This window comes from Corynebacterium faecale (assembly GCF_030408735.1).
In the GTDB taxonomy this organism is placed as follows: domain Bacteria; phylum Actinomycetota; class Actinomycetes; order Mycobacteriales; family Mycobacteriaceae; genus Corynebacterium; species Corynebacterium faecale.
This window is the reverse complement of the sequence record NZ_CP047204.1, coordinates 2,302,562-2,316,368: the sequence shown is the minus strand read 5'-3', so window position 1 is coordinate 2,316,368 and position 13,807 is coordinate 2,302,562. Positions and strand designations below refer to the sequence as shown.

General features: G+C 59.0%; 11 protein-coding genes and 2 tRNA genes. 9 read left to right on the top strand and 4 right to left on the bottom strand.

Annotation, left to right across the window (positions count from 1 at the left end):
• Window positions 1-3 precede the first annotated feature (3 nt).
• The gene (locus CFAEC_RS10520) at window positions 4-1,665 is read left to right on the top strand and encodes a dipeptide ABC transporter ATP-binding protein (protein ID WP_290276668.1); all 1,662 of its coding nucleotides are present in this window, start codon (window positions 4-6) and stop codon (window positions 1,663-1,665) included.
• 25 nt (window positions 1,666-1,690) lie between these two features.
• The gene (locus tag CFAEC_RS10515; protein WP_290276666.1) at window positions 1,691-2,935 is read left to right on the top strand and encodes an alkylhydroperoxidase domain protein; all 1,245 of its coding nucleotides are present in this window, start codon (window positions 1,691-1,693) and stop codon (window positions 2,933-2,935) included.
• Between the two features lie 224 nt (window positions 2,936-3,159).
• Here CFAEC_RS10515 and CFAEC_RS10510 read toward each other — a convergent pair whose 3' ends face one another.
• Both CFAEC_RS10510 and pepN read right to left on the bottom strand, forming a co-directional pair.
• Window positions 3,160-3,882: a GntR family transcriptional regulator gene (locus tag CFAEC_RS10510; RefSeq protein ID WP_290276664.1), complete on the bottom strand. Its 723-nt coding sequence runs from the start codon at window positions 3,880-3,882 to the stop codon at window positions 3,160-3,162.
• 92 nt (window positions 3,883-3,974) lie between these two features.
• Window positions 3,975-6,578 (bottom strand): aminopeptidase N, encoded by a 2,604-nt coding sequence (pepN, locus tag CFAEC_RS10505; protein ID WP_290276662.1) that lies wholly within the window; start codon window positions 6,576-6,578, stop codon window positions 3,975-3,977.
• Between the two features lie 298 nt (window positions 6,579-6,876).
• Between pepN and CFAEC_RS10500 the strand changes: the two genes are divergently transcribed.
• Entirely contained in the window at window positions 6,877-7,497 is a 621-nt protein-coding gene (locus CFAEC_RS10500) for a mycothiol-dependent nitroreductase Rv2466c family protein (protein WP_290276660.1), read from the top strand.
• Window positions 7,498-7,545: 48 nt separating this feature from the next.
• Entirely contained in the window at window positions 7,546-8,019 is a 474-nt protein-coding gene (locus CFAEC_RS10495; RefSeq protein WP_290276657.1) for a ribose-5-phosphate isomerase, read from the top strand.
• A 152-nt stretch (window positions 8,020-8,171) separates the two neighbouring features.
• On the opposite strand, the gene CFAEC_RS10490 is transcribed toward CFAEC_RS10495, so the two are convergent.
• Together CFAEC_RS10490 and CFAEC_RS10485 are read right to left on the bottom strand one after the other, a co-directional pair.
• Window positions 8,172-8,996: a DUF1542 domain-containing protein gene (locus CFAEC_RS10490; RefSeq protein WP_290276655.1), complete on the bottom strand. Its 825-nt coding sequence runs from the start codon at window positions 8,994-8,996 to the stop codon at window positions 8,172-8,174.
• 283 nt (window positions 8,997-9,279) lie between these two features.
• Window positions 9,280-9,537, bottom strand: a complete 258-nt coding sequence (locus tag CFAEC_RS10485) for a helix-turn-helix transcriptional regulator (RefSeq protein WP_290276653.1) — start codon at window positions 9,535-9,537, stop codon at window positions 9,280-9,282.
• 581 nt (window positions 9,538-10,118) lie between these two features.
• Between CFAEC_RS10485 and CFAEC_RS10480 the strand changes: the two genes are divergently transcribed.
• From CFAEC_RS10480 to CFAEC_RS10460, 5 genes are all read left to right on the top strand, one after another.
• A tRNA-Gly gene (locus CFAEC_RS10480) sits at window positions 10,119-10,193 on the top strand.
• 622 nt (window positions 10,194-10,815) lie between these two features.
• Window positions 10,816-10,889 (top strand) — tRNA-Pro (locus tag CFAEC_RS10475).
• Between the two features lie 114 nt (window positions 10,890-11,003).
• A complete protein-coding gene (gene tig, locus CFAEC_RS10470; protein ID WP_290276651.1) occupies window positions 11,004-12,356 on the top strand; it encodes a trigger factor in 1,353 nt (450 codons plus the stop codon).
• 185 nt (window positions 12,357-12,541) lie between these two features.
• Window positions 12,542-13,141 carry an ATP-dependent Clp protease proteolytic subunit gene (locus CFAEC_RS10465; RefSeq protein ID WP_290276649.1) on the top strand — a complete coding sequence of 200 codons (600 nt, stop codon included), beginning with the start codon at window positions 12,542-12,544 and terminating at the stop codon, window positions 13,139-13,141.
• A gap of 30 nt (window positions 13,142-13,171) precedes the next feature.
• Entirely contained in the window at window positions 13,172-13,798 is a 627-nt protein-coding gene (locus CFAEC_RS10460) for an ATP-dependent Clp protease proteolytic subunit (protein WP_290276647.1), read from the top strand.
• Window positions 13,799-13,807 lie beyond the last annotated feature (9 nt).

Here is a 13,807-nt window from a genome sequence, read left to right as displayed (position 1 = left end):
CATATGAGTACCCCGATTAGCTCGAAGCAACCCCTGCTGGAGATCGATGATCTCGTTGTCTCCTACGGCACCGCCAAAGGTCTTGTCCACGCCGTGAATAATGTCAGCCTTCAGGTGCACGCCGGCCAGATCACGGCCATCGTCGGAGAGTCTGGTTCCGGCAAGTCCACCACGGCGCAGGCGGTCATCGGGCTGCTGGCGGACAATGCTGAGGTGGATTCCGGTGAGATCCGCTTCCAGGGTCGTTCACTGGTGGGGCTGAAACCCCGCGAATGGAAGGAGATCCGTGGCACCAGGATCGGTTTGATCCCGCAGGATCCCAACAACTCCCTCAACCCGGTCAAGACGATTGGTGCCTCGGTGGGGGAGGGGCTGGCTATCCACCGCCGCGGCATCGCCGAACAGCGGAAGAAGCGGGTCATTGAACTGCTCGACCGCGTGGGCATTGATAACCCGGAGGTCCGTTACAACCAGTACCCGCATGAGCTCTCGGGTGGTATGAAGCAGCGTGCTCTCATCGCTGCCGCCATAGCCCTGGAGCCGGATCTCATCATCGCTGATGAGCCCACTTCCGCACTTGATGTCACGGTGCAGAAGATCATCCTGGATCTGCTCGAGGAGATGCAGCAGGAACTGGGACTGGGCATCCTCTTCATCACCCATGATCTTGCCGTGGCCGGTGACCGTGCGGATCAGATCGTCGTCATGCAAAAAGGCGAGGTGCGGGAGAGTGGCCACGCCGCGTCCGTGCTCACCGACCCCCAGGATGCTTACTCCCGCCAGCTGCTGGCGGATGCGCCGTCACTGACCACCGGGACCATCCCGGCGCGCATCCCCGCTGTGGATCCCGAGGTGGCCCGTGAGAAGGGTCCGTTGCTGGTGGTGGAGAACTTCCGCAAGGAATACCAGCGTGGCAAGGGGGATGTCTTCGTCGCCGTGGATGATGTTTCCTTTGAGGTGCTCCCGGGCACCACGCATGCGGTGGTGGGGGAGTCCGGTTCCGGCAAGACCACCATCGGCCGTGCCATTTCGGCGTTCAACACCCCCACCTCCGGTTCCATCACGGTGGCGGGCAAGGAGATCACGGGGTTGAACAAGACCCAGCAGCGTGAACTGCGCCGGGAGATCCAGTTGGTGTACCAGAACCCCTATTCCTCCCTGGATCCCCGTCAGACCATCGGGGCCACCATCGGTGAGCCACTGCGCAACTTCACCAAGCTGTCCAAGATGGAGATCTCCAGCAAGGTCAGCCACTATCTCGATCTGGTTGCGTTGGATCCCCGCATGGCATCACGCCGCCCGCGTGAGCTGTCCGGTGGTCAACGTCAGCGAGTGGCCATTGCGCGTGCGATGATCCTCGAGCCGGAACTCGTGGTCTTTGATGAGGCCGTCTCCGCCCTCGACGTAACCGTCCAGGCGCAGATCCTGCGACTGCTGGATGACCTCCAGCGGGAACTGGGTCTGACCTATGTTTTCATCTCCCATGACCTCGCGGTGGTACGCGAGATCTCGGATACCGTCTCGGTGCTGAGCCGTGGCCAGCAGGTGGAATACGGCCCAACCGCTGATGTATTCAACAACCCCCAGTCCGACTTCACCCGCCAGCTCATCGACGCGATCCCCGGATCGCGCTACCGTGGTGGCGACCTCAACCTAGGCCTTTGAGGGCCTTTCAACAGGAGAGATTCACGTGGCAGATATTATCGATATGCTCATCGGCACCGACCTTCCGGAGCTGCGCGACAACCGCCCGCAGGCGCGCGACAACGCCCAGACGAGTTTCGAATCACTACTCGAGCCGATCAACCCCGGCACCTTCAGCTTCGGTGAGCGTTATGCCGTGGCCACCTACGTGGCCGGCCTCCACCAGTTTGAACCCGCCGTAGATATGTACTCTGAGCTGCTTCTCGACGATGCGCCGGCGTCCCTTGCACACGCCATCACCGACGCTATTGCGGCAACCCTGTCTTCTGGTCCCTACGGCACCTACCGCGAACCTGGTCTGGCAGCAGAATCCCAGCCGGGTGGCTCGGTCCGCAACGATGCCGGTGTGCTCGGCGAGCGCTTGGCCGCAGCGTTTGATTACGCCCATCTGCTGGTCTTCCACCCACGCGATTCACGCCCTGAGGTGCTGGGACGTCTGTCTGAGGCAGGGTGGAGCGCTGACGATACTGTCTCCCTGGCACAGCTGGTCAGCTTCCTCACCTTCCAGCTGCGCGTGGCCTATGGCCTGCGCACCCTCAACGGCGAGGATCTCAAAGTAAAGATCAAGGGACGTCTGGAGGGTTCCGAGGCGGAATGGACCCTGTCGGACAGGGGTTTCACCATCACCACCTATGAGGACCTCAACCGCCCCGACACCTTTGTCAACCATGCCCTCGGCTGGAAGCCCTGGGTGGAGCCGGTGGCCAAGGCGGACCTCACTGAGGAACAGATTGATTCCCTCATCAAGCCTGAGCGCGCCGACATGCCGTATTTCCGTCTGCTTGCCCGCGATCCGAAGGCACTGAAGGCACGCACCCTCACCGACCTGGATATCTTCTACAACACCGAAGGTGCAGGTGTGGGCCGCGCCGAGCGTGAGATCGCCGCCACCGTCACCTCACGGTTCAATGGTTGTGTCTATTGCGCCTCGGTGCATGCTGGTCGCTCCGTGGAGGAAGCCCCCGAGCGACTCGAGCACGTCAACGCACTCATCGACCAGGGCGTGGATGCCGATCTCGGATCCGAGCAGTGGAATGTCATCCGAGACGCCGCCCGCGCCCTCACCGCCACCCCGATGGCCTTCAACCAGGGGTGCATTGAGAAGCTCCACGGTGTCGGTTTCGCCGACCTGCAGATCGTGGACCTGATCAACTCCGTGGCCTTCTTCAACTGGGCTAACCGCCTGATGCTCTCCCTCGGCGAGCCAGAGGTGCCTAAGCGGTTCCTTTAAAGCGCTTCTCGACGCTTAAACCCCAGCCGTGCCCCGGACTTTATTCCTGGGGTACGGCTGGGGTTTAAGCGTTCTTCAGGGCATGGACCCTGGAACGGAGAAGATCCGCATGCAGGTAGAAGTTTGCATAGGTGTCGGCTGCTTTCTGGACATGGATGCACAAGGGCTTCCTCGAATCATGATCGCCGCACTCTATCGAACAGCATTTCTTCCCTGAGCTGGAATCAGAACTCGGTGACCACCCGGATGGAGGCGGCATCGGAGCGGAGCACATCCTCGGAATATTCGATGATCTGCCCGCCCGCAATTTCAGCCACCCGGTGGATGCGCAGGAGCGGGAGGGAGGTGCCCACCCCGAGATGCTGCTGTTCAAACGGGGTGGCCACACCGGGAGCAATCGTTTCCTTCTTGCGCACAGGGGCGAGGGACCACTGCTCCCCCAGAAGCTCGTGGACCGATCTGCCCAGATCCTGATCCAGCATCCCCGGAACCGAGTGCGCGGGAAAATAGGAATCCTCAATCAGGATCGGGGTGGCATCAACCGTGAGGAGACGGACTATCCGCGCCACCGGATCACCTTCAGTTATCTGGAGCCGGGTGGCCACCAATGCTGAGGCCGGAATCTCCTCCGCCAGCAGAACAGTGGAATCTGTCTGGTGTCCACGGGAACTGAGTTGGAGCCTGAACCCGTCGATGCGGGTCAATTCCAGGATCGGCCTGCTGCCGAGCACGAAACTGCCACCGGTGCGGCCCCGTTTGCGGCCGATCAGACCATCCATCTGTAACTGGTCGAGTGCCTGACGCACGGTCATCCGGGCGACCCCGAACTCCTGCGCGAGTTCCCTTTCTGCAGGCAGACGGTCACCGGGCGCGAACTGCTTGGCGTCAATGCGCGCGGTGATCGCGGTGGCAATCCGCGAGTATGCGGGACCAGAACTCGGACTCATGCCCTTATAGTGCCGTCAACGGGTGACTTCCGCAGTGTAAAGCAGCAGGCCCCCTGAGTTCGCAGAGCGACGAGAGGTGGCCTGCTGCTCAACTAGCGTGCATCAAACTCGCGGTTGCGCAGTGCGCGTGCCACGCGGTCACGCTCCTCGGAGACCACACGCTTGAGGCCGGCGGGATGGTCGCCGGTCAGGAAGGAATCCGCCAGGGCCAGCGCTCCATTGGACACGTTCCATGAGGGGTACAGACCGGTGAGGATCTGCATGGCGATCTCATTGGAGAAGGTCTCCCACACCGTCGGGGCGATCTCAAAATAGGTGCCGGTGTAGTTATTGAGCAGGTCGGCGGAACCGGTGAAGGTCAGCCCCTCAATGGTGTGGCGCAGCTCAAGGTTGCTCAGTTGGTTCTCGGCTGAGACCGCTTCCCCGTAGATGCTGGCTTTGTTCTCCGCGGTGTTCACCGCCGCCTGCGCGCGCAGGGCGGACAGCGCAGAGGCGGAGGAGCGGTCGCGGGTGAGCTCATCGGCGATTGCCCCGGCCACATCCTCCACCGCTCCATAGGCGATCAGCGCGGTCAGTGCCCACCAACGCAGATCAGCATCCACGTCGATGCCCTCCTCCGTGCCATCCAGAAGCCCACGGAAGAACACCGCCGAATCCTCATCCAACGCCACCTTCGCCAGCGCCTGAATGAAGGCGAGCTGGGCGTCACTGTTGGCGTCCGCCGCGCGGACCCCATCAAGCAGGAGCTTTGCGACGACCCGCTCACCCTCCGCCTTCACCCACATCGGATCTGCATAGTTCTTCAACGCCGATGTCGCCTGAGCCAGGATCCTCTCCAGAACGGCGATCTCTGTCTCTGCCGCGGCACCGCGTTCCACCAGGGCGATGAAATCCCGGGCACGCATCTGACCCGACCGGGTCATCTCCCAGGCAGCCGACCACGCCAGTGTCCGGGGCATCGGATCAACGAATTTATCAATATGGTTGACCACGAAATGCAGGGAATCATGATCCAGATCCAGCAGCGCGTAGGTGAGGTCATCATCATTGACTATCACGACATCAGCCTTGTCCACGCCGATCAGCTCCGGAACGTCAGTGGAGGCATGGTCGATGTCGAGCTCGATGCGTTTGAAACGGGTCAGTTGGTCGTCGATAAGCGTATAGAGGCCCACCGCAATGCGGTGGGTGCGCAGCTCACCCGCGCCGGGCACCGCACCCATCTGGGTGACATGGAAGGAGGTGTAGGCACCGTCCTCCACGGTGAACTCCGCACCGAGTGTGTTGATGCCGGTGGTCTTGAGCCACTGGCTCGCCCACCCGGAGAGATCCCGGCCCGATGCCTGCTCAAGTGCGGAGAGAAGATCATCGAAGGATGCGTTGCCCCAGGCATGATTGGTGAAATGGGTGCGCACACCCGCCAGGAACTCCTCACGGCCCACATAGGCCTGGAGCTGCTTGAGCACCGAGGCGCCCTTGGCATAGGTGATGCCGTCGAAGTTCTGCTCGACCGTCTCGATGTCATCACTATCCGAGAACACCGGATGCGTTGAGGGGAGCTGATCCTGGCTGTAGGCCCAGGACTTCTCCACGTTGGCAAACGTCACCCACGCACTGCTGTATTCAGTTTCCTCCGCCTGGGAGATCGCGGCAGACCAGGTGGCGAAGGACTCATTAAGCCACAGATCATCCCACCACCGCATGGTGACCAGATCCCCGAACCACATGTGGGCCAGCTCGTGGAGGATGGTCTCCGCACGACGCTCGTAGCGGTAGCGGGTGGCCTTGGAGGCGAACACGTATTCATCGCGGATCGTCACCGCTCCGGCGTTCTCCATGGCACCAGCGTTGAACTCAGGCACGAAGATCTGGTCATACTTGCCAAACGGGTAGGCGAAACCGAAATTCCGGTGATACCAGTCAAAGCCCTGTTTGGTTTCGGTGAACAGACGCTCGGCATCCAGGTGCGGCGCCAGGGAGCGACGGCAGAACAGGCCCAGCGGCACAGTGAGATCAACGGGCTGCCCGGCACCCGTCTCCGGATGGTGGGTCAGCGTGCCCGTCCAGGTATCGCGGATCTCATGATAGCGACCGGCACACACCGCGATGAGGTAGGTGGAGATGGGATAATCCACACGTGATTCGTGGATATCATAATCCGGATTCTGCGTGGACACGTCCTGCTCCGCGTTCGAGATGATCTTCCATCCCTTCGGCGTGATGATGTTGAAATCATAGGTGGACTTCAGATCCGGCTGATCAAAACAGGCGTACATCCGCTTGGCATCGGCGGTTTCAAACTGGGTGTACAAATAGACCTCGTTATCCGCCGGATCCACCATGCGGTGCAGGCCCTCGCCGGTGCGGGAATACGGAATGGTCGCCGAAACGCGCAGCGAGTGCATCCCGGGCGTGAGATTATTCAGTGCGATGCCGTGAGTCTCGTCATAACCATCCCCATCCAACGTGAGGGCATCGGCGTGGATATCCTTCCCATCCAGACGGACCTCATCCACGGAGGAGGCACGGAGATCAATGAAGGTATCGCCCGCTTCACGGACGGTGAAGCTGACCACCGTGATGGAGGTGAAGAACTCATCCCCGGCATTGAGATCCAGGGAAATTGAGTAGTTCTCCACGCTGAGCATCCGTGAACGTTCGGCGGCTTCCGCCCTGGTGAGATTGGTGGACGTCATGTAATGCTCCTTGGTGATGGGAATGAGGTCAGACTGACATTCAGTTGTGTGGGTGGCTTGGGCGGTTGCTGTGGGCGATGGCTTGGGCGATGGCGTTGGCCAGGGCCCAGGGTAGTCAGGGCGGGAACCCCGGGTGGGGGAAGCCCTGGTGACTGACCACCAAGGCACCGAGAGCCTGTGAACGAGGCCCACGGCACCGGGCACCCAGACTGAATCCAGTGATGACACCACGATAGTTCCGGCCTAGTCTTGGGTGCTACGTACACGCCCGACACCGATAGTTAGGAAGATCTACATCATGGCTGAAAAAGTCACTTTTTGGTTCGACACAAGCTGCCCTTTCTGCTGGGTTACCTCCCGCTGGATCAAGGAAGTGGAGAAGGTCCGCGACATCGAGGTCACCTGGGTTCCCATGAGCCTTGCTGTGCTCAACGATGGCCGTGACATCCCTGCGGACTACGCCGACAGGATGAAGGCCAACTGGGGGCCAGGCCGTGTTTTCGCAGCAGTGGCCACCAAGGAACCAGAGAAGCTCGATGCCCTCTACACAGCCATGGGCACCCGCATCCACAATGAGGGAACCCCGGAAGAGCGGTCTGATTACGGCGCCTACAACGGTGTGATCGCGGAATCCCTCGAAGAAGTCGGCCTGGACGCCTCCTACGCTGAGGTTGCCGACACCGAGGAATGGGATGATGCTCTGAAGAAGTTCCATCAGAGCGCCATGGATGAGGTGGGCGATGACGTGGGAACCCCGGTGATCAAGCTCGGTGACACCGCCTTCTTCGGCCCGGTGATCACCCGCATTCCGCGTGGTGAGGAAGCAGGAGAGATCTTCGATGCCTCCGTCACTCTGGCCGGTTACCCGCACTTCTTTGAGATCAAGCGCTCCCGCACCGAAGGACCGCAGTTCGACTAATCCACGGCTTCTCTCCTTCGGGGTTTCCGCTGCAGTAGACTGACACCCATGCGCGTATACCTCGGAGCTGACCACGCTGGTTTTGAAACAAAGAATGCAATCGCAGAGCACCTCAAGGCCCATGGCCATGAGGTCATCGATTGCGGTGCCCACACCTATGACCCGGACGATGACTACCCGGCATTCTGCATTGAAGCAGCCAACCGAACCGTCAACGATCCGGGTTCACTCGGAATCGTCCTCGGCGGTTCCGGCAACGGCGAGCAGATCGCGGCGAACAAGGTCAAGGGCGCACGCTGCGCACTGGCCTGGTCCGTCGAGACCGCCCGTCTCGCACGCGAACACAACAATGCCAACCTGATCGGCATTGGCGGCCGTATGCATTCCCTGGAGGAAGCACTCGAGATCGTTGATGCATTCCTGGACCAGGAGTGGAGCAACGCTGAGCGTCACCAGCGTCGCATTGATATCCTCTCCGATTTCGAACGCACCGGTGTGGCCCCGGTTGTTCCCAATGAGTAATACAAAGAAGAACTAATAGTCCTTCCGGGTTGTAGGTGAACCCGGAGGTGAACATCGATGAAGGCCGGAGGGATATGATCCCTCCGGCCTTCAGTGTTGAGCTATTTTATTTTTCGGCTTGGTGTGGGCTGCGCCGCGCTCGGGGAGTGGGGCTAGAAGTCGAAGTCGAATCCGCCGTCGAACAGACCCCCGCCGTCACCGCCACCATCGCCACCGAAGAATCCGCCTCCGCCGTCACCACCCATGTCGCCACCCGCATCGCCCATGTCTCCGCCGGCGTCACCACCTGCGTCACCACCGGCATCCGCCAGGCCGTCTTCATAACCTTCGCCGTAACCGCTTTCAAAGGCCTCGCCGGAGTAACCAACACCAGCCATCCCGCTAAACAGAGCGGAGAACATGAAGACGGAACCTGCGGTCCATATGCCCGTGCGCAATGCGCTGGCCCACCAGGGTTCGGAATACCAACCTGCAGGAACTGGACGACCCGCCACATTGCCACCCGGGTAATAATTCGGGGTCTGATCAGAAGCCTCGGGAGATGCCGTGATGGATCGGCCATCCTGCTCAATGGTGCGAGTCTCTGTCACACGACCGGCATTGCGCTGGCCCTCCAATGGAGGCAGCTCTGGGCCTGCGGGCATTCCCATGATCTCACGGGCAGCGTTCATATAATGGAGACCCTCCAGCGCGGACTCGCGCGCCAGCTCAGCCTGACGGGTGGAGTCTGCCGTACTGATCTGCGAAGAAGCGGCGGTATAGCGCTCCGAGGCATCCGCGACTGCCTGCGATGAGGCTGCATCATTACCAGCAATGGTTAAGACCTGGGACCCCAGCCGCTCGATCCAGCGCCGCGCATCCGCTTGAGCGTCCGCGAACTTCTGTTCTTCCATCTTCTTATTGTTGTTACCCGACATCTTGGACGCGATGAACACGCCACCACCGACGACGATTGCGATAAGGAGTAGTGCTTCCACTAGAACTCAACTCACTTGTTTGTAGCGGCCGAAAACGATGGGCGATTCCACAGACAATCGCTCACCTACGGCGAAATAGTCATTACACCAGTACCAACGGCTCCGAGATGGAGAAAGTTCCCCGGAGAAGCCTGAATGAGGCCGAGCGACGACTGATCGATGGCTGATGAAGAGGCGGATCATGGGTGGGGAACATGGGTGGAGATCATGGTTAGGGTAACGAAAAAGCCATCGAATTCAATTTCTTGAATTCGATGGCTTGGTTCGAACTGGGGGGACCGAATTAGGTGGCGACCGGAACTTCTTCTCCGACACCCACGGTGGTAAGTCCCTTGTTACCCGCTGCTCGTTCGTCGACCCATTCACGAATAGTCTGTGAATCCCATAGGGTAAGGCCATGCAACTTTGCTACTGGCTTTGGTGCCCGTCCACGTCCGGCATAGCTCGTGAAAGTGCCGCGCGCGGTACCGGAGAACTCGGCGCATTCGATCGCGGTCCACAGCTCTCTTCCTGATTCAGCATCAATGATCTTTGGCTTCATGACCGATAGAATACGCCACCAACGTGCCCTGTGTCGAAAACATGGCCCAAGAGTGTGCATGGCCTGCGGGAAAGCAAGATATCACAACTAAATACATGCACTGAGCATGGGATATAAGCAGAGAGTAATGTTCAGTTTCTGGGCTCCAGTTCGGCGGCCATCTCCGGGGAGGGGGGCTTCAGTGGAGCGTTTTGAGCACTGGTCGCGCAGTGGGTGAGGGGTGGCTGGGCGGCGATTTCATGGAGGGGAAGTCGGGTTGTCACAAGCATTTAGGGTGGGGCATCTGATCATATGTTCAGTGAATCTTCTACCAGGTTAAAGCCCCTTTTGGGGTGCCCCACTCGTTGGGGGCTTTAGGGTTGATACTGAAACTGTCTTAGATTTTATAAAGCCTTTATTAAGTAAATATCGTAAGGGCATTGACGATCTTGGGGGAGGTGTCGACGTTCGATTGCCTCTCGTGCTGGCTGGGACCTTAATTGCAAACCGTCAATGAACCTTATGGCCTGCGGATTTTTAGAAAATGGTGATGTGGGATAACATGAGCGCAGACCAAATCAATAGATCGTCTTTTGGTTATTGGGAATGTCGTATAATGGCTATTACCTCAGCCTTCCAAGCTGATGACGCGGGTTCGATTCCCGTCATTCCCTCCATTTGAAACCTCTCAGCATGCAGACTCTGCCGGCTGGGAGGTTATTTGTTTTTGGGATTACGCGTAAGTTCCGAGGGTTCTGGGGTGCTCGAGGTTTGTTGGAGGGGTCCGCGTTCTAGGGGCATGGGACGGTATCGGGCGGTTCTGGCCGAAAGATGGCTTTGCTCGGTGCGTGAGCCGATTCCCTCTATCTCTCTATAGGTTGCTGCATTGAAGGTTATTGAAGGTTTCCCTGCCGGCATCTTCTCCTCCTCTATAGGCGCTTGTGGGAAAAGATTCGGAAAGTCCGGCGCTGTAGTGGGATGTTCGCTGGAGGCGGGGGATTGCTGGCATGGGGATGGGACTGGGACTGGGGCTGGGTGCTGGTCAGCGTAAAGATGTTCGCCTGCCGGGGAATTGGGCGTGGGAGTCGGGATATTGGCCGTAACCGTCAGGTTTCCAGTTAGCTCGAAATGTTCAGAAATATGCCCTGAACTGCCATTATGTTGAATCTTTCGGGGGCGTTTAGGTGAAATCAGGATCAGCATGTACACTTTTGAATCGAACCAAGGAGCACAGCAAAGTTCCCCACTGGTTAACAGTGGTGTATCTTAGTGAGAGTTCCTTTGGGGACAAGTTAATATCGGGGCGTGGCGCAGTTTGGTAGCGCACCTGCTTTGGGAGCAGGGGGTCGCAGGTTCAAATCCTGTCGCCCCGACTTGAGGACGAGCCCGGTTTCGGACGAACGCGAAATAATCGCAGATCGTCGGAAACCGGGCTTGTTTTTGAATTTACTGAGTCTTTTCTAATCCGACCCCCAGGAGATTTCCTCGTGAAGAGTTCCGTCGAGCAGCTGAGCGACACCCGTGTAAAGATCACCGTTGAAGTTCCTTTCGCTGAACTGAAGCCTGAAATTGACCAGGCATATGCTGCCCTCGCGCAGCAGGTCCAGGTTCCTGGTTTCCGTAAGGGTAAGGCTCCACGTCAGCTGATTGATGCCCGCTTCGGACGCGGACCGGTTCTTGAGCAGGTTGTCAATGACATGCTTCCTGACCGCTACGGCCAGGCCATTGAAGAAAATGACATCAAGGCCATCGGCCAGCCTGAGGTTGAGGTCACCAAGATCGAGGACAATGAGCTCGTAGAGTTCACCGCTGAGGTCGATGTCCGCCCAGAGATCACCCTTCCGGATTTCTCTGAAATCAACGTTGAGGTTCCGGCCATCGCAGTTGACGATGCCGCAGTCGACGCTGAGCTTGAGAGCCTTCAGACCCGTTTCTCCACTCTGAAGGATCACAACCATAAGCTGAAGAAGGGTGAGTTCGTCACCATCAACCTGTCCGCTTCCGTGGACGGCGAGAAGGTTGAAGAGGCAACCACCGAGGGCCTTTCTTATGAGATCGGCTCCGGCGACCTGGTTGAGGGGCTGGACCAGGCACTGCTCGGCCAGAAGAAGGACGACACCGTCGAGTTCACCACCGAGCTGGCCAACAGCGAGTACCAGGGCAAGGAAGCAGTGGTCACTGTCGAGATCACCGCCACCAAGCAGCGCGAGCTGCCGGCGCTTGACGACGAGTTCGCACAGCTCGCATCCGAGTTCGACACTATCGAAGAGCTCCGCGAATCCACCCAGACTCAGGTTGAGGCCCGTTTCAAGAACGAACAGGCCGGCAACATCCGCGATGAGGTCCTCAAGGCCGCACTGGAGTCTGCAACCTTCGCACTGCCAGCATCCATCGTTGATGAGCAGGCACACTCCCAGCTCCACCAGCTGCTCGGCGAGCTCGCACACGATGACGCCGCACTGAACTCTGTTATTGAGTCCCAGGGCCTCACCCGCGAAGAGTTTGAGCAGCAGAACCGTGAGGACGCCGAGAAGGCTGTCCGCACCCAGCTCTTCCTCGACGTTCTCGCTGAGACCGAAGAGCCAGAGGTCTCCCAGCAGGAGCTCACCGACCACATCCTGTTCACCGCGCAGAGCTACGGCATGGATCCGAACCAGTTCATCGGTCAGCTCCAGCAGTCCGGCCAGATCGCGAACCTGTTCTCTGATGTCCGTCGTGGCAAGGCACTGGCTCAGGCCATCTGCCGCGTCAACGTGAAGGACTCCGAGGGCAACGAGGTTGACCCGAAGGCCTACTTCGGTGAAGAAGAAGTTGAAGAGGAAGCAGCAGACCAGGAGTAGTTTCTCCTAGTTTCCAGGCCCAGCAGACATCAGTGTGCTGGGCTTTTCCCATACCAGGATGAAGTTGCGGCACCGTGCTAAACGCTGATAGCGAACAGAAGCGGTGTACCGGAAATACGAGGGTAGTCTGGTGACATTGAACCTGACGAACCCTTTATTAGTCGAACGTAGGAGTTGACACATTCATGAGCGAAAACCTCAAGATGACAGCACCGGGCACTGGGCCTGGATACAGTGGCGACATTTATGATCGCCTGCTGCGCGAACGCATTATTTTCCTCGGCAGCCAGGTTGATGATGAAATCGCCAACAAGCTGTGCGCGCAGATTCTCCTGCTGTCAGCAGAGGATCCAACGAGGGATATCTCGCTGTACATCAACTCCCCAGGTGGCTCTGTCACCGCGGGCATGGCCATCTATGACACCATGAAGTACTCCCCATGCGACATCGCCACCTACGGCATGGGACTTGCTGCCTCCATGGGTCAGTTCCTGCTCTCCGGTGGAACCCCCGGTAAGCGTTATGCGCTGCCGCACGCACGAATCATGATGCACCAGCCATCCGCAGGCGTCGGCGGCACTGCTGCAGACATCGCCATCCAGGCGGAACAGTTCGCCCAGACCAAGCGCGAAATGGCCAAGCTCATCGCCGAGCACACCGGCCAGACCTTCGAGCAGATCACCAAGGATTCCGACCGCGACCGCTGGTTCACCGCCGAGCAGGCCAAGGATTACGGTCTCGTCGATCACGTAATCACCCTCGCTGAGGGCCCGATCAGCAACTAGGCGCACGGAAAACTTAAGGAGAAAATTTAAATGAGCAACGGATTCCAAATGCCTTCGTCCCGTTACGTGCTGCCTTCCTTCATCGAGCAGTCCGCCTACGGCACCAAGGAAACCAACCCTTATGCCAAGCTGTTCGAGGAGCGCATTATCTTCCTGGGTACCCAGGTCGATGACACCTCCGCCAACGATGTCATGGCACAGCTGCTGGTTCTCGAGGGCATGGACCCTGACCGAGATATCACCATGTACATCAACTCCCCGGGTGGCTCTTTCACTGCACTCATGGCGATCTATGACACCATGCAGTACGTCCGCCCCGATGTTCAGACTGTCTGCCTCGGCCAGGCAGCTTCTGCAGGTGCCGTTCTTCTGGCTGCGGGTGCACCAGGCAAGCGTGCTGCGCTTCCTAATGCTCGCGTTCTGATCCACCAGCCGGCAACCCAGGGCACCCAGGGCCAGGTTTCTGACCTTGAGATCCAGGCTGCTGAGATTGAGCGCATGCGCAAGCTCATGGAGCACACCCTGTCTCACCACACCGGTAAGACCCCGGAGCAGATCCGCATCGATACCGATCGTGACAAGATCCTCACAGCTGAGCAAGCCCTTGAATACGGAATCATCGACCAGGTCTTTGATTACCGCAAGCTCAACAACTAAGACTGTCCG

Bases quoted from the DNA above. Each gene is read 5' to 3' on its own strand.
- CFAEC_RS10520 (WP_290276668.1), top strand. From the start codon at position 4: ATGAGTACCCCGATTAGCTCGAAGCAACCCCTGCTGGAGATCGATGAT.
- CFAEC_RS10510 (WP_290276664.1), bottom strand. From the start codon at position 3,882: ATGAGTCCGAGTTCTGGTCCCGCATACTCGCGGATTGCCACCGCGATC.
- pepN (WP_290276662.1), bottom strand. From the start codon at position 6,578: ATGACGTCCACCAATCTCACCAGGGCGGAAGCCGCCGAACGTTCACGG.
- CFAEC_RS10500 (WP_290276660.1), top strand. From the start codon at position 6,877: ATGGCTGAAAAAGTCACTTTTTGGTTCGACACAAGCTGCCCTTTCTGC.
- CFAEC_RS10495 (WP_290276657.1), top strand. From the start codon at position 7,546: ATGCGCGTATACCTCGGAGCTGACCACGCTGGTTTTGAAACAAAGAAT.
- CFAEC_RS10485 (WP_290276653.1), bottom strand. From the start codon at position 9,537: ATGAAGCCAAAGATCATTGATGCTGAATCAGGAAGAGAGCTGTGGACC.
- CFAEC_RS10465 (WP_290276649.1), top strand. From the start codon at position 12,542: ATGAGCGAAAACCTCAAGATGACAGCACCGGGCACTGGGCCTGGATAC.
- CFAEC_RS10460 (WP_290276647.1), top strand. From the start codon at position 13,172: ATGAGCAACGGATTCCAAATGCCTTCGTCCCGTTACGTGCTGCCTTCC.